The following is a 16,265-nucleotide window of genomic DNA, read 5'->3' as shown; positions in this document are numbered from 1 at the left end:
GTTTAGGCGTCCGCCAACGCAGCGATGACCAGCGAGCTGCTGCGCTGGCAGTAGGCCGACAGCACCTGGCGGATCTGCTCCAGGTCACGGGCGAGTACGGCGGCGAGCAGTTGCTCGAACAGCGCCAGGTACTCGCTCATGGACGCCTTGCGCTGATCCAGGGCCAGGTAATAGGCACGGTTCATCGCCGGTTGCAGGTTCTCGACGGTTTCCTGCAAATACGGGTTGTTGGCGAAGGGGTACGCGGCGCGCATCACATTGAAGCATTCTTCGACAAAGGCGCGGATGTCCTGGCGCTCGAAATTGCTCACCAGGCGCTGCTGGATCTGGACGAACGGCGCCATGTCGGCCTGGGTCTGCCAGCCCTGGGCGACCGCATTGCCAAGCAGGATATACAACTCGCTCATCAGCGTGCACAGGCTCTGCACCTTGTGCGCCGTGAGCTCGGTCACATGGGCGCCACGGCGCGGCAGGATCGCGATCAGGTGGCGGCGTTCGAGGATCAGTAAAGCTTCACGCACGGAGCCACGGCTGACATTCAGCGCCAGCGTGACTTTCTGTTCCTGGATCCGCTCCCCAGGCTTGAGATCGCCGCGAATGATACGTTCGGCGAGGTGGTGAGCGATTTGCTCGGCGAGACTGTCCGGCGCCTTGAACGTCATGTTTTCCCTTCAAAATCGTCTATCGGTACAAGCGCGGCAGTGTAGCGCATTGGCCCGCTGATGGCGCTACGCCCACCGTGGCGAATTTGGCATGAAATAAGCAAAGCTGAACACCCACACGCCCCCAAAAACGCCGGTTTCAGAAGACTGAACCATAATTGAAAGTGTTGCGATCGCAATTTCCTGACCTTCCAGTCAGAAAATCATTGACCGAAAAGTCAGACATGACTAGATTCGGCGCAAAGCGGTTAACAACAATAATGAGTCTGCGAGGCCTTCCGTGATCCAGTTTTTACTTAACCAGGAACTCCGTAGCGAGCACGCCCTGGACCCCAACCTGACCGTGCTCAACTATCTGCGCGAGCATGTGGGCAAACCCGGTACCAAGGAAGGCTGCGCCAGCGGCGACTGCGGTGCGTGCACGGTGGTGGTCGGCGAGTTGCACACCGACCCTCAGGGCGTTGAGCAGATCCGTTATCGCAGCCTCAATTCCTGCCTGACATTTGTATCGTCGCTGCACGGCAAGCAATTGATCAGCGTCGAAGACCTCAAGCACCAGGGCCAACTGCACAGCGTGCAACAGGCCATGGTCGAGTGCCACGGCTCACAATGCGGCTTTTGCACCCCCGGGTTTGTGATGTCGTTGTTCGCCCTGCAAAAGAACAGCGACGCCCCCGACAGCCAGAAGGCCCACGAAGCCCTGGCCGGCAACCTGTGCCGCTGCACCGGCTATCGGCCGATCCTGGCCGCCGCCGAACAGGCCTGCTGCAACAAACCGGCGGACCAGTTCGACAGCCGCCAGGCCGAGACCATCGCCCGCCTCAAAGCCATCGCGCCGACCCAAACCGGTGAACTCAACAGCGGCGACAAACGCTGCCTGGTGCCCCTCACCGTTGCCGACCTGGCCGACCTCTACGACGCCTACCCGCAAGCCCGCCTGCTGGCCGGCGGCACCGACCTGGCGCTGGAAGTCACCCAGTTCCACCGCACCCTGCCGGTGATGATCTATGTCGGCAATATTGAAGAGATGAAGCGCATCGAGGACTTCGACGACCGCCTGGAAATCGGCGCCGCCACTGCCCTCTCCGACTGCTACACCGTGCTGCACCACGAATACCCGGATTTCGGCGACCTGCTGCACCGCTTCGCTTCCCTGCAAATTCGTAACCAGGGCACCCTGGGCGGCAATATCGGCAACGCTTCGCCCATTGGCGATTCGCCGCCGCTGTTGATCGCTCTCGGCGCGCAGATCGTGCTGTGCAAAGGCAACACGCGCCGTACGTTGGCCCTGGAAGACTACTTCATCGACTACCGTGTGACGGCGCGCCAGGACAGCGAGTTCATCGAGAAAATCATCGTACCCAAGGGCCACGCGCTGTTCCGTGCCTACAAGGTTTCCAAGCGCCTGGACGATGATATTTCCGCCGTCTGCGCTGCATTCAACCTGAAGATCGACAACGGTGTGATCAGTGATGCCCGCGTCGCGTTCGGCGGCATGGCCGCCACGCCAAAACGCGCGAAAAACTGCGAAGCCGTGTTAGTCGGTGCCACCTGGAACGCCGCCACCGTCGAGAAAGCCTGCGCTGCCCTGGCCGAGGATTTCACCCCGCTGTCGGACTTCCGCGCCAGCAAGGAATACCGCCTGCTCAGCGCCCGGAACCTGCTGCGCAAATACTTCATCGAACTGCAAACGCCGCACATCGAGACTCGGGTGACCGCTTATGTCTAACCATCACGCCGTGGAAAAAACCCAGGCCGAACTGGCCGCGCTGTTTGCCCAGGACCTGACCTCCGGGGTCGGCCGCAGCGTCAAGCATGACAGCGCCGCCAAGCACGTGTCCGGTGAAGCGCAGTACATCGATGACCGCCTGGAATTCCCCAACCAACTGCACCTGTATGCACGCATGTCCGACCGCGCCCACGCCCGGATCATCCGCATCGACACCACGCCCTGCTACGCCTTCGACGGTGTGCGTATCGTCATCACCCACGAAGACGTGCCGGGCCTGAAAGACATCGGCCCGCTGCTGCCCGGCGACCCCTTGCTGGCCATAGACACGGTGCAGTTCGTCGGCCAGGTGGTTTTGGCCGTGGCCGCCCGCGACCTGGACACCGCACGTAAGGCCGCGATGGCGGCCGTGATCGAATATGAAGACCTGGAGCCCGTGCTGGATGTGGTCGAGGCCTTTCGCAACAAGCACTTCGTGCTCGACAGCCACACCCACCAACGGGGTGATTCGGCCGGCGCGCTGGCGACCGCCAAGCACCGCCTCCAGGGCACCCTGCATATCGGCGGCCAGGAACACTTCTACCTGGAAACCCAGATTTCCTCGGTAATGCCCACCGAAGACGGCGGCATGATCGTCTATTGCTCCACGCAGAACCCCACCGAAGTGCAGAAGCTGGTGGCCGAAGTGCTGGATGTGTCGATGAACAAGATCGTCGTCGATATGCGCCGCATGGGCGGCGGTTTCGGCGGCAAGGAAACCCAGGCCGCCAGCCCGGCGTGCATGTGCGCGGTGGTGGCGCGCCTCACCGGCCAGCCGACCAAGATGCGCCTGCCGCGCGTCGAAGACATGCTGATGACCGGCAAGCGCCACCCCTTCTATATCGAATACGACGTGGGCTTCGACGACAGCGGTCGCCTGCACGGGATCAACCTGGAGCTGGCCGGTAACTGCGGCTGCTCGCCGGACCTGTCCAACTCGATCGTCGACCGCGCCATGTTCCACGCCGACAACGCGTATTACCTGGGCGATGCCACGGTGAACGGCCATCGCTGCAAGACCAACACCGCGTCCAATACCGCCTATCGCGGCTTCGGCGGCCCGCAAGGCATGGTCGCCATCGAGGAAGTGATGGACGCCATCGCCCGTCATCTGGCGCTGGACCCATTGGCGGTGCGCAAGGCCAACTACTACGGCAAGACCGAGCGCAACGTCACCCACTACTACCAGACCGTCGAGCACAACATGCTCGAAGAGATGACCGCCGAACTTGAAGCCAGCAGCCAATACGCCGAGCGCCGTGAAGCGATCCGCCTGTACAACGCCCACAGCCCGATCCTGAAGAAAGGCCTGGCGCTGACGCCGGTGAAATTCGGGATCTCGTTCACGGCGAGCTTCCTGAACCAGGCCGGTGCGCTGATCCATATCTACACCGACGGCAGCATCCACCTGAACCACGGCGGCACCGAGATGGGCCAGGGCTTGAACACCAAGGTCGCACAAGTGGTGGCCGAAGTGTTCCAGGTGGACATCGACCGCGTGCAGATCACCGCCACCAACACCGACAAGGTGCCCAACACCTCGCCGACCGCCGCGTCCAGCGGTGCGGACCTGAACGGCAAGGCCGCGCAGAACGCCGCCGAAACCATCAAGCAACGCCTGGTGGAGTTTGCCGCGCGCAAGTACGACGTGAGCGAAGCGGATGTGGAATTCCATAACGGTCATGTGCGCGTGCGCGAGCAGATCCTGAGCTTTGAAGCGCTGATCCAACAGGCGTATTTCGCCCAGGTCTCGCTGTCGAGCACCGGCTTCTACAAGACCCCGAAAATCTTCTACGACCGCAGCCAGGCCCGCGGTCGGCCGTTCTACTACTTCGCCTTCGGCGCGGCGTGCTGCGAAGTGATCGTCGACACCCTGACCGGCGAATACAAGATGCTGCGCACCGACATCCTCCACGACGTGGGCGCCTCGCTGAACCCGGCCATCGACATCGGCCAGGTGGAAGGCGGCTTTATCCAAGGCATGGGCTGGCTGACCATGGAAGAGCTGGTGTGGAACAACAAGGGCAAGCTAGAGACCTGCGGCCCGGCCAGCTACAAGATCCCGGCGGTGGCCGACATGCCTTTGGATTTGCGTGTGAAGCTGGTGGAAAACCGCAAGAACCCGGAAGACACGGTGTTCCATTCCAAGGCCGTGGGCGAGCCACCGTTCATGCTCGGGATTGCCTCGTGGTGCGCGATCAAGGACGCGGTGGCGAGCCTGGCTGATTATCGCCATCAGCCGAAGATCGATGCGCCGGCGACACCGGAGCGGGTGTTGTGGGGGTGTGAGCAGATGCGCAGGTTGCAGACGGCGACAGCTGTCGAGACTGAAACTGAAATGGCTTCGCTCTAGACCGATGACGGCCGAACTGCCAACAGTAATGTTGAGGTAAACATGAACAACTGGATCAGCGCCCTCGCCGACCTGCAGAACCGGGGCGAACCCTGCGTACTGGTGACCATCATCGAAGAGCTCGGCTCCACGCCGCGCAATGCCGGTTCGAAGATGGTGATCAGTGCCGCGCAGACCTTCGACACCATCGGCGGCGGGCACCTGGAATACAAGGCCATGCAGATCGCCCGCGACATGCTCGTGCGCGGCCAGCAGAACACCCATCTGGAGCGCTTCAGCCTCGGCGCCAGCCTGGGCCAGTGCTGCGGTGGCGTCACCGTGCTGCTGTTCGAACCCATGGGCCAGGTGCAGGCGCAGATCGCGGTGTTCGGCGCCGGCCATGTCGGCCGCGCGCTGGTGCCGTTGCTGGCGAGCCTGCCGTGCCGGGTACGCTGGATCGATTCCCGCGAGCAGGAGTTTCCGGAACATATCCCCCAGGGCGTGCGTAAAATCATCAGCGAAGAGCCAGTGGACGAAATTGCCGACCTGCCGGTGGGCAGTTACTGCATCGTCATGACCCACAATCACGCGCTGGACCTGGAACTCACCGCCGCCCTGCTCAAGCGCAATGACTTTGCCTACTTCGGCCTGATCGGTTCGAAGACCAAACGCGTCAAGTTCGAACACCGCCTGCGCGATCGCGGCTTCGACGCCGCGCAGATGCAACGCATGCGTTGCCCCATGGGCCTCAGCGAGGTGAAGGGCAAGTTGCCGGTGGAGATCGCCATCTCCATCGCCGGCGAAATCATCGCCACCTATAACGCCAGTTTCGGCCAGCACACCGCGAGCGCCGAACCCATTGCCAAATTGCTGCCGGCCTCGCGCCGAAGCCAAGCTATCAATTGAGACGACCATGCCTTTGACTCGCAAAGCCTACCGTGCCGCCCTCCTGCACAGCATCGCCGACCCCGCTGAAGTTGGGATCGAAGCCTCCTACGAGTATTTCGAAGACGGCCTGCTGGTGATCGAAAACGGCCGGATCAGCGCCGTGGGCCATGCCGCCGACCTGCTGCCGAGCTTGCCTGCCGACATCGACATCACCCATTACCAGGATGCGCTGATCATCCCCGGCCTGATCGACACCCATATCCACCTGCCGCAAACCGGCATGGTCGGCGCGTATGGCGAGCAGTTGCTGGACTGGCTCAACACCTACACCTTCCCGTGCGAAAGCCAGTTCGCCGACAAGGCCCACGCCGAAGAAGTCGCAGGCATTTTTATCAAGGAACTGCTGCGCAACGGCACCACCACCGCACTGGTGTTCGGCAGTGTGCATCCGCAGTCGGTGAACGCATTCTTTGAGGCGGCGGAAAAACTCGACCTGCGCATGATCGCCGGCAAGGTGATGATGGACCGCAACGCTCCGGACTACCTTACCGACACCGCCGAATCCGGCTACCAGCAAAGCAAGGCGCTGATCGAACGCTGGCACGGCAAGGGCCGCCTGCACTACGCGGTCACCCCGCGTTTTGCGCCGACCAGCACGCCGGAACAATTGGCGCTCGCCGGGCAACTGCTGGGCGAGTACCCGGACCTGTACATGCAGACGCACATCAGTGAGAACAAGCAGGAAGTCGAGTGGGTGAAGGCGCTGTTTCCGGAGCGCAGCGGCTATCTGGATGTGTACGACCACTACCAGCTGCTGGGCGAGCGCTCGGTGTTTGCCCACGGCGTGCACCTGTGTGATGACGAGTGCGCACGGTTGGCGGAGACGGGGTCGGCGGTGGCGTTCTGTCCGACCTCGAACCTCTTCCTCGGCAGCGGCCTGTTCAACCTGCCGATGGCCGAGAAACACAAGCTGAATGTCGGCCTGGGCACCGATGTGGGTGGCGGCACCAGTTTCTCGCTGCTGCAAACCTTGAACGAAGCCTACAAGGTCATGCAACTGCAGGGCGCGCGGTTGAGCCCCTTCAAGTCACTGTACCTGGCTACCCTGGGTGGTGCGCGGGCGCTGCGCCTGGAAGACAAGATCGGCACGCTGCAGCCGGGCACCGATGCCGACTTCCTGGTGCTGGACTACAACGCCACGCCGCTGCTGAGCTATCGCTTGAAGCAAGCCAATAACATTGCCGAGACGTTGTTCGTGTTGATGACCCTGGGGGATGATCGGACGGTGTTGCAGACGTATGCGGCCGGCCAACTCGTGCACCAACGCTGATCTGCGCCACGACACAAAACAAATGTGGGAGGGGGCTTGCTCCCGATAGCGGTGGATCAGGCACTTAATTCAGTGACTGACACTCTGCCATCGGGAGCAAGCCCCCTCCCACATTTTTTAATCGGGTTTACAGCTTGACCGAAGAACGCCCCGGCTTCTTGGTCTGCAACAGATGCGAGAACACCGCATGCAAATCATCCGACGCACTTTCCTCGTCGAGGTTGAGCTTGCTGTCGATGTGATCCATGTGATGCATCATCAAATTCACCGCCAGCGCCGCGTCCCTCGCTTCGATAGCGTCGATCAGTTGCGTGTGCTCATCGTAGGAGCAGTGCGAGCGGTTGCCGCTTTCGTACTGGGCGATGATCAACGAGGTCTGGGACACCAGGCTGCGCTGGAAGCTGATCAGCGGCGCGTTTTTCGCGGCCTCGGCCAGCTTGAGGTGGAACTCGCCGGAGAGGCGGATGCCCGCCCCGCGATCGCCGCGGGAGAAGCTGTCGCGCTCGTCGTTGACCATCTGGCGCAGTTCGGCCAGTTGCTCGGCGGTGGCGTGCTGCACCGCCAGCTCGGTGATCGCCCGCTCTACCAGGCGCCGGGCCAGGAACACCTGGCGTGCTTCTTCCACGCTTGGGCTCGCCACCACCGCGCCACGATTGGGCCGCAGCAACACCACGCCTTCATGGGCCAGGCGCGACAGCGCGCGGCGAATAATGGTGCGGCTGACGCCGAAGATTTCGCCCAGTGCCTCTTCGCTCAATTTGGTACCGGGTGCCAGGCGCTGCTCGAGGATCGCCTCGAAGATATGCGCGTAGACGATATCGTCCTGGGTTCCGCTGCGACCGACCTTGCCGGCTCGCGGTTGTTTCTTGAGAGGTTGCAACTGTTCGTTCATGGGCACTCGGGTAGGGAGAACGGCGGCGAATTAACGGTAATACGGCAACTTTAAGGTAATACGGCAACACGGGGTCGCTGGCAAGTATCACCTAAAAACAGCGCACATTGTACACAACCCACTGCGCCAACACACTGTACGGCTGTTTGCGGTGCCGTCTGTATTGCAATGAGTCGTTACGTTTGAGTTTAGGCTTGAATCTGCGCCGTCACCGGCAAACACCCAGGTAAAAGGAACACCTCTCCATGACCGACGCCACCCAAGCGCCCTTGCGCCCGCTGGCCGACACTTCTGCCTCCGCCGTCGTCGCCGGCTTTATCGCCATGATGACCGGCTATACCAGCTCCCTGGTGCTGATGTTCCAGGCCGGCCAGGCGGCCGGCTTGACCACGGCGCAGATTTCTTCGTGGATCTGGGCGATTTCCATCGGCATGGCGGTCTGCAGCATCGGCCTGTCCCTGCGCTATCGCACGCCGATCACCATTGCCTGGTCCACCCCCGGCGCGGCGCTGTTGATCACCAGCCTGGGCGGTGTGAGTTACGGCGAGGCCATCGGCGCCTACATCACCTGCGCGGTGCTGGTGACGCTCTGCGGGCTCACCGGCAGCTTTGAAAAACTGGTCAAGCGCATCCCGGCATCGTTGGCGGCCGCGTTGCTGGCGGGGATCCTGTTCAAGATCGGCAGCGAAATTTTCGTCGCCGCGCAGCATCGCACCGGCCTGGTACTGGGGATGTTTTTCACCTACCTGATCATCAAGCGTCTGTCGCCACGCTACGCGGTACTGGCCGCCCTGATAATCGGTACCCTGCTGTCGGGGCTGATGGGCTTGCTGGACTTCAGCGGTTTCCACCTGGAAGTGGCGACGCCGGTGTGGACGACACCGCACTTCTCGTTGGCGGCAACCATCAGCATCGGGATTCCGTTGTTCGTGGTGGCGATGACCTCGCAGAACATGCCCGGCGTCGCCGTACTGCGGGCCGATGGCTATAACGTGCCGGCCTCGCCGCTGATCACCGCCACCGGCCTGGCCTCGCTGGTGCTGGCGCCCTTTGGCTCCCACGGCATCAACCTGGCGGCGATCAGCGCAGCGATCTGCACCGGCCCCCACGCCCATGAAGACCGTAATAAACGCTACACCGCCGCCGTATGGTGCGGGGTGTTCTACGGGATAGCCGGGGTGTTCGGCGCAACACTGGCGGCACTGTTCGCAGCCTTGCCCAAGGAACTGGTGCTGTCGATTGCGGCCTTGGCCTTGTTTGGCTCGATCATCAATGGCTTGAGTATCGCCATGAATGAGCCGAAGGAACGGGAAGCGGCGCTGATCACCTTTATGGTCACCGCGTCAGGCTTGACGTTGTTTTCCATCGGCTCGGCGTTCTGGGGGATTGTGGCGGGGGTGTTGACGCTGCTGATTCTGAACTGGCGCAAGGCATAAAAAAACGGCGACCCTCAGGTCGCCGTTTTTTTCAGTATCACTTAGCCGCGTTGATCGGCTTTTCCGGATACCACACGTCCAGCAGCGGGCTGACTTCAGCCTTGGTCAGCTCGGAACGGGTTTTCAGCCAGGCTTCGACGGCAGCGCGCTGCTCTTCGGAGACCGAGCCACGCTTCTGCAGGCAAACCAGACCGTAGTCATCGCCGCCGACATAGCCCAGGCCGTTGGCTTCCATGGCTTCTTTGATGAATGCTTCGAGGAAAGCGTCGATAGCTTCTTCACTCAGGCCTTCTTTGAAGTCCAGGTTCAGTTCGAAACCCAGCTCTTGAAATTCATCAACGCACAGTTTTTTGCGCAGACGCTGGGAACGGTTAGTCGCCATTGGAACAATCCTCATAAGTAATAACGGGCGGCACTTTAGCAGTTTAAGACGACGATTGCCCGACTCTCTGGGACAGGCGGCCGTTTGCTGTTAAAAAAACGCCAATTACCAGCTATCGTTCAGCTACAAGTGCCTTCACCTTGGGGCATAATGCCGACACTTTCATGACCATTGAGGGAATTTTCCTATCTACCCCTCGCCTTTTTCACCCTCCTCAGCAGTAGGGTTTTACTTCTTATGATCAAATCTTTGCGTCCATTGCTACTCGCCAGTTTTCTCCTGCCACTGGCCTTTTCCACCTCCGCTGCCCCGATCAATAACACCCTGCCCCCGAACGTCCAGCAGGCACTCGCCAAAGCCAAGCTGCAAAACACTGCGCTGTCCCTGGTGATGATCCCGCTGAACGGCCCCGGCACCCCCACGGTATTCAACGCCGACGTCTCGGTAAACCCGGCCTCCACCATGAAACTGGTCACCACCTATGCGGCCCTGGAAATGCTCGGCCCCAACCACCAGTGGAAAACCGAGTTCTACACCGACGGCACCCTCAGCGGTGGCGTGTTGCACGGCAACCTGTACCTCAAGGGCGGCGGCGACCCCAAGCTGAACATGGAAAAACTCTGGCTGCTGATGCGCGACCTGCGGGCCAATGGCGTGCAGCAAGTCACCGGTGACCTGGTGCTGGACCGCAGTTTCTTCAACCAACCGCAGTTGCCGGAATTCAATGATGACGGCAACGACGAGAACAAACCGTTCCTGGTCAAGCCCGACGCCCTGCTGGTCAACCTCAAGGCCCTGCGCTTTGTGACCCGTAACGATTCGGGGCGCGTGCTCGTCTCGGTCGAGCCGCCGATTGCCAGCATCCGCATCGACAACCAGGTCAAGGCCTCCAACGCCAAGCAGTGCACCGGCGACGTACGCTACAACCCGGTCACAGGCGCCGATGGCAGTATGACGGTCACCGTCAGCGGCCAATTGGCCGATGGCTGCAGCTCGCAGACTTATCTGTCGTTGCTGGACCACGCCACCTACACCGCTGGCGCGGTACGGGCGATCTGGCAGGAACTGGGCGGCAGCATCCAGGGCCGCGATATCCAGGCACCGGTGCCCAAGGATGCCAAGGTACTGGCCCGCGCCTTTTCGCCGGACCTGGCGGAAATCATCCGCGACATCAATAAATACAGTAACAACACCATGGCCCAGCAATTGTTCCTGAGCCTGGGCGCGCAGTTCCGCAACGATGCCGACGGCGACGATGCCAAGGCCGCGCAACGTGTGGTGCGCCAGTGGCTGGCGAAGAAAGGCATCACCGCGCCACACCTGGTGATGGAGAACGGTTCGGGCCTGTCCCGTGCCGAACGGGTCAGCGCCCGCGAAATGGCCGCCATGCTGCAAGCCGCCTGGAAAAGCCCCTACGCTGCGGAATACATCAGCTCGATGCCGATCGCCGGCACCGACGGCACCATGCGCAAACGCCTGAAGACCACCGCCATGCGCGGCGAAGCCCACGTCAAGACCGGTACCTTGAATACCGTGCGCGCCATTGCCGGGTTCAGCCGCGACAACAACGGCAACACCTGGGCGGTGGTGGCGATCCTCAACGATCCGAAGCCGTGGGGCGCGTCGTCGGTGCTGGACCAGGTGCTGCTGGATCTGTACCGCCAGCCAAAACTGGCGGCGGCGGCTCCCGTCCTATAGGAGCGAGCATCAGGCCCGCGCCTTCTCGGCCTCTACCCGGTCCCTGCCCGCCTGCTTGGCCACGTACACCGCCGAGTCGGCACGCAACAACAGGCCATCAATGCCTTCATCCACCCGCCAGCTGGCCACACCAAAGCTGGCGGTGACGATGCCCACAGGCTCCATCGGCAGGTTACGCAGGGATTGCCACAACTCCATGGCCAGGCCATAAGCCTGCTCGCCATCGGTATTGGGGCACAGCACCATGAATTCCTCGCCCCCCAGGCGGCAGAACACGTCGGTGCGGCGCAGACGCTGACTGATGCGCCTGCATAACTCCTGCAACACCCCGTCGCCAACCGCATGCCCGTGCTGGTCGTTGATACGCTTGAAATGATCGATATCGAGCATGATCACCGACAGCGCCCCACTGGTCCGGTTGAGTCTCGCCATCTCGGTCCTGAGGCGGTCCTGGAAATAGCGACGGTTGTGAATCCCGGTCAGGGAATCTGTGATGGACAGCGCGCGCAGCTCCTCTTCAACCCGCTTCAAGTCCGAAATGTCCGACACATAGCCATGCCACAGCGTACCGCCCCCCGGTAACTCTTCCGGGGTGGCCTCGCCGCGAATCCAGCGCAACCCCCGTTGCGGCAACTGCACCCGGTACTCTTCGCGCCAGTGGCTCAACTGCAATGCCGACAGGCGAATCGAGGCCCGCACCCGTTCCGCGTCCAGCGGGTGGATTCGCTCGAAGACCTTCGTCGCATCCCGCTGCAACGCGCTGACCTCGATTTCATAGATATCGCGCATGCCGTCGCTGGCGTAGATAAAGCGCCAGTTATCCTGGGGTTCCAGGGTGAATTGGAAGATCCCCCCGGGTACGTGGGCACTGAGTTTCTTGAGCAGGCGGTCCCGCGCCGCCAGGGCCTCGTAAGCGCGTTTCTGCTCGGTGACGTCCAGGTAAATCGCGAGGTGACCGATCCACAGACCATGGTCATCCAGCAATACGGTGGCCAACATGTTCACAATCAACTGACTGCCATCCTGGCGGACCAAGGTCCACTCCCGGGCTTCGTGCAGGTTGTCGGGGCTTTCCACCAGCATCGCCTGGCTCGCCGGGATACGCTTGCCCAAGGTCACGCTCAGGCTCGCGGAACGTGCCTCCAGCTCCAACGCCAAGTGCAGGCTTTCCAGGGTCAGCTTGCCCACCACCTGGTCGGCCTCGTACCCCAGCATCTGCTCGGCACCGGCGTTGAAGGTGTTGATCACGCCCCGCAAGTCAGTGGCAATGATCGCCACTTGGGTAGCGGCGTTGAGTACGCTGCGCAACTGGCCATGGGCACCACGTAGTTCCTGCTCACGCAAGCGCAACTGCACAGTGCGTTGCTCCACCAGTTTCAACGCACGCTGGCGCTGGCTCACCAGCACATAGAGCAAGGCGCTGAGCAGCAGGCTGAGTAGGCTACCCATGGTCAGGATCGTGGACAGCGAGGAATAGTTGGCCTGCTCGAACACCTTGCTCGGGCGCAGGCTCAGGGCGTACACATGATCGCCCAGGGTCAGGCGACGCGCGCCAGCAAGGTCACTGTTGGCCACGGCATTGCCGGACTCGAAGAGCACGCGCTTTTGCAAGTCGGAGGTGTCGACGATCTGCATCACCAGGTTGTCCCGCTCCGCTTTTGGCAAGCCCTCGGCGACCAACTGGCGCATGCTGATCACCGCCATTACGTAACCGTATGGCTCATTTGGGGACGGCTCGGACGTGGGCAGGTGACTCACCGGCGCGACCAGTAATACACCCGTGGCATAAGCCGGCTCGACCCCCACCAACTGCATCGGTTGGGACACCGCCAGCTTGCCGCTCTTTTGCGCCCGCTCAAGGGTCGAGCGCCGCAGGGGCTGGGCCAACAGATCAAAACCCAGGGGCGACCCCAGCAGGCTTTGAGTCTGGCTATAGAGCACCGGAACGTATTCATCACGCTCGGGCGCCGGGGCCAGTTCGCCGACGCTATTAAGTTCACGGATAACAAAGGGTACCCCACGCAGGCGGGACACCTCTTGTTCAAATTGGCTGCGCTGTCCGCGAAACACACGGGGTGCCCAGGCGTAGGCCCGGGCGCGCAACAGTAACGGCTGGGCAAACCCGTCGAACTCCTCGCGGGACACAACATCGGAGTTGACGAAGAACCGCCGCAGGCTGTTCAGGCGTTGTTCCTGATCCTCGAAACGTTCCTGCAAGCGGCTGTAACGCTCGTTGACCAGCAACTGAAAGCGCTGGCGAACCTGTTGCTGATAGAGGTCGGAGGCCGCCCAGGCGACGATGGCCGTCAGCGCAAAACCTGCCAATAACACCACCAACGCCACCAGCCAAGCCGACGCCTGTTCACTGATAAAGCCTAGGATTTTCGGGCGAACGGCTTGCAACGGCATAGGCAACACTCACAACGCCAGCGTGCGGGGGGTGTCACTTTGGCTAGGCCTTAAGTTATAGCCATCGGCCCAGGGTTTGACCAGCGTAAAAAAGCCGCAAGCCCGGAATAGTCCAGGCTTGCGGCTTTTTCGTGGCGGCGATCAGCGAGCAGTGATTTTCCACGCCCGGTGGATCTTCGCATTACGCGCAAAATCCGGATCGATGGTCTTGTCGCTGATTTCCTCGACCGCATAGCGTTCGCTGAGATTGTCCTCCAACTGGAACTTGCGGAAGTTGTTCGAGAAGTACAGCACGCCACCCGGTGCCAGGCGCGCCATGGCCAGGTCAAGCAACTGCACGTGGTCGCGCTGCACGTCGAAGATGCCTTCCATGCGCTTGGAGTTGGAGAAGGTCGGCGGGTCGATGAAGATCATGTCGAACTCATCGCGGCTGGCCTCCAGCCAGGCCATCACATCGCCCTGCTCCAGGCGGTTCTTGTCGGAAAAACCGTTGAGCGAGAAGTTGCGACGTGCCCAGTCCAGGTAGGTCTTGGACAGGTCGACACTGGTGGTGCTGCGCGCGCCGCCCTTGGCTGCGTGCACACTGGCGGTGGCGGTGTAGCAATACAGGTTGAGGAAACGCTTGCCGGCCGCTTCCTTCTGGATACGCATGCGCATCGGACGGTGGTCGAGGAACAGACCGGTGTCCAGGTAGTCGGTGAGGTTGACCAGCAGCTTCACGCCGCCTTCGCTGACCTCGGTGAACTTGCCCTGGGCACTCTGGCGCTCGTATTGCTTGGTACCGCTCTGGCGCTCGCGACGCTTGACCACCACGCGGCTCTTGTCGATGTTCAGCGCCTGGGGAATGGCCGCCAGGGCGTCGAACATGCGGGCCGAGGCTTTTTCCGGATCGATGGATTTTGGCGCAGCGTATTCCTGCACGTGGACCCAATCGTGGTACAGGTCGATGGCCATGGAGTATTCAGGCATATCGGCGTCGTATACGCGGTAGCAATCCACCCCTTCACGCTTGGCCCACTTGCCCAGCAGCTTGAGGTTCTTTTGCAGGCGGTTGGCAAACATCTGCCCACCTTCGCTCAGGCGCGCCTGCTCGACCACGGGGGCCGGGGCGGGCTTGATCGGGTTGCCGTTCTTGTTGTACTGGCGCTCCTGCGGCTCGGCCGGGGCCTGGTCGTAAACCGCCTGCTCACGTTCGGCCTGGCGCTGTTCCGGGGTACGGCGCTCGCCGGTGACGAACTGATCCGGGTTGACCTTGATCAGCAGCAACTTGCACGGCAATGCGCCGTTCCAGAACGAATACTGCTTGTGGCTGCGGATCCCCATGCGCTTGCCCAGGTCCGGCGCGCCGGTGAACACCGCCGCTTCCCAGCCCATGCAGGCCTGGCGCAGGCGCTCGCCGAGGTTCTGGTAGAGGTACAACAGGCTGGCTTCGTCACCCAAACGCTCGCCGTAGGGCGGGTTGCAGATCACCAGGCCTTTCTGGTTCTGGTCCGGGCGCGGCTCGAAGGTGCCGACTTCGCCCTGGTACACCTTGATCCAGTGGCTCAGGCCGGCGCGCTCGATGTTGTTGCGGGCGGGCTGGATCAGGCGCGGGTCGGCTTCGTAGCCCCGCACCCACAACGGCGGCTTGTTCATGCCGATGGCCGCGCGTTCAGTGGCCTCGGCGTGGAGTTTTTTCCACAGCGCCGGGACGTGGCCGAGCCAGGTGGTGAAGCCCCACAATTCGCGATTCAGGTTAGGTGCCATGTCGGCGGCGATCATCGCGCCTTCCACCAGGAAGGTGCCCACGCCGCACATCGGGTCAGTCAGCGCGCCGCCTTCGGCAGCAATGCGCGGCCAGCCGGCACGAATCAGGATCGCCGCCGCGAGGTTTTCCTTCAACGGCGCGGCGCCCTGCTGCAGGCGGTAGCCGCGCTGGTGCAGGCTGTGGCCGGACAGGTCAAGGGACAGGATCGCTTCGCCACGGTCCAGGCGCAGGTGGATGCGCAGGTCCGGGTTGATCTTGTCGATGGACGGGCGTTCGCCGGTCGGAGTGCGCAGCTTGTCGACGATCGCATCCTTGACCTTCAGCGCGCCGAAGTGGGTGTTGTCGATGCCTGAGCCGTGACCGCTGAATTCCACCGCCAGGGTACCGTCAGAAACCATGTGATCGGCCCATTCAATATCCAGCACACCGTGGTAGAGGTCTTCGGCGTCCTTCATCGGGAAGCGCTTGAGCACCAGCAACACACGGTTGGCCAGGCGCGACCAGAGGCACAGGCGATAAGCGGTTTCCATGTCGGCCATGCCGCGCACGGCCGAGGTGTGCTCGCGGGCGTCCTCAAGGCCAAGCCCGACGGCTTCCTCGATCAGCAGGCCTTCGAGGCCCTTGGGGCAGGTGAGGAAGAGTTCAAAACGGTCCGACATGGGGCATTCCAGGCTTTTCAGCAATAAGTGAACGGGCGACGCATCGCCGGCTCGGTTTTCAA

The 16,265-nt window shown here is 61.9% G+C and carries 11 protein-coding genes; 6 read left to right on the top strand and 5 right to left on the bottom strand.

Annotated elements, in window-relative coordinates:
* Window positions 1–2: 2 nt before the first annotated feature.
* Window positions 3–662 carry a GntR family transcriptional regulator gene (locus F6S08_RS11395; RefSeq protein WP_027603706.1) on the bottom strand — a complete coding sequence of 220 codons (660 nt, stop codon included), beginning with the start codon at window positions 660–662 and terminating at the stop codon, window positions 3–5.
* A gap of 280 nt (window positions 663–942) precedes the next feature.
* Between F6S08_RS11395 and xdhA the strand changes: the two genes are divergently transcribed.
* Genes xdhA through guaD form a run of 4 tightly spaced genes read left to right on the top strand, consistent with a single transcriptional unit; the run spans window position 943 to window position 6,980 of the window.
* Window positions 943–2,391, top strand: coding sequence for a xanthine dehydrogenase small subunit (xdhA, locus tag F6S08_RS11390; RefSeq protein WP_065924761.1), 1,449 nt, complete (start codon window positions 943–945; stop codon window positions 2,389–2,391).
* Complete coding sequence (gene xdhB / locus F6S08_RS11385) at window positions 2,384–4,783, top strand: xanthine dehydrogenase molybdopterin binding subunit (RefSeq protein WP_315871597.1); 2,400 nt, start codon at window positions 2,384–2,386, stop codon at window positions 4,781–4,783. Before xdhA ends, xdhB begins: the two co-directional genes overlap by 8 nt.
* Window positions 4,784–4,825: 42 nt before the next feature.
* Window positions 4,826–5,668, top strand: coding sequence for a xanthine dehydrogenase accessory protein XdhC (xdhC, locus tag F6S08_RS11380; RefSeq protein ID WP_315871596.1), 843 nt, complete (start codon window positions 4,826–4,828; stop codon window positions 5,666–5,668).
* A gap of 7 nt (window positions 5,669–5,675) precedes the next feature.
* Entirely contained in the window at window positions 5,676–6,980 is a 1,305-nt protein-coding gene (guaD, locus tag F6S08_RS11375; protein ID WP_315871595.1) for a guanine deaminase, read from the top strand.
* 127 nt (window positions 6,981–7,107) lie between these two features.
* Here guaD and F6S08_RS11370 read toward each other — a convergent pair whose 3' ends face one another.
* Window positions 7,108–7,872, bottom strand: a complete 765-nt coding sequence (locus F6S08_RS11370; protein ID WP_065924765.1) for a GntR family transcriptional regulator — start codon at window positions 7,870–7,872, stop codon at window positions 7,108–7,110.
* Between the two features lie 245 nt (window positions 7,873–8,117).
* On the opposite strand from F6S08_RS11370, the gene F6S08_RS11365 reads away from it, so the two are divergent.
* Complete coding sequence (locus F6S08_RS11365) at window positions 8,118–9,308, top strand: benzoate/H(+) symporter BenE family transporter (RefSeq protein WP_315871594.1); 1,191 nt, start codon at window positions 8,118–8,120, stop codon at window positions 9,306–9,308.
* A 37-nt stretch (window positions 9,309–9,345) separates the two neighbouring features.
* On the opposite strand, the gene F6S08_RS11360 is transcribed toward F6S08_RS11365, so the two are convergent.
* Window positions 9,346–9,690 (bottom strand): YggL family protein, encoded by a 345-nt coding sequence (locus F6S08_RS11360; protein WP_010208515.1) that lies wholly within the window; start codon window positions 9,688–9,690, stop codon window positions 9,346–9,348.
* A gap of 237 nt (window positions 9,691–9,927) precedes the next feature.
* On the opposite strand from F6S08_RS11360, the gene dacB reads away from it, so the two are divergent.
* Complete coding sequence (gene dacB / locus F6S08_RS11355; RefSeq protein ID WP_065924767.1) at window positions 9,928–11,388, top strand: D-alanyl-D-alanine carboxypeptidase/D-alanyl-D-alanine-endopeptidase; 1,461 nt, start codon at window positions 9,928–9,930, stop codon at window positions 11,386–11,388.
* 9 nt (window positions 11,389–11,397) lie between these two features.
* Here the strand turns inward: dacB and F6S08_RS11350 are convergent, their stop codons facing one another.
* A complete protein-coding gene (locus F6S08_RS11350; protein ID WP_137212083.1) occupies window positions 11,398–13,797 on the bottom strand; it encodes a GGDEF domain-containing protein in 2,400 nt (799 codons plus the stop codon).
* A gap of 141 nt (window positions 13,798–13,938) precedes the next feature.
* Window positions 13,939–16,203 carry a bifunctional 23S rRNA (guanine(2069)-N(7))-methyltransferase RlmK/23S rRNA (guanine(2445)-N(2))-methyltransferase RlmL gene (gene rlmKL / locus F6S08_RS11345; RefSeq protein WP_065924769.1) on the bottom strand — a complete coding sequence of 755 codons (2,265 nt, stop codon included), beginning with the start codon at window positions 16,201–16,203 and terminating at the stop codon, window positions 13,939–13,941.
* Window positions 16,204–16,265 lie beyond the last annotated feature (62 nt).

The organism is Pseudomonas sp. JV449 (assembly GCF_032424295.1).
GTDB lineage: Bacteria > Pseudomonadota > Gammaproteobacteria > Pseudomonadales > Pseudomonadaceae > Aquipseudomonas > Aquipseudomonas marginalis.
Note: the sequence above shows the minus strand (reverse complement) of the source record. Positions and strands in the feature narration are given on the sequence as shown.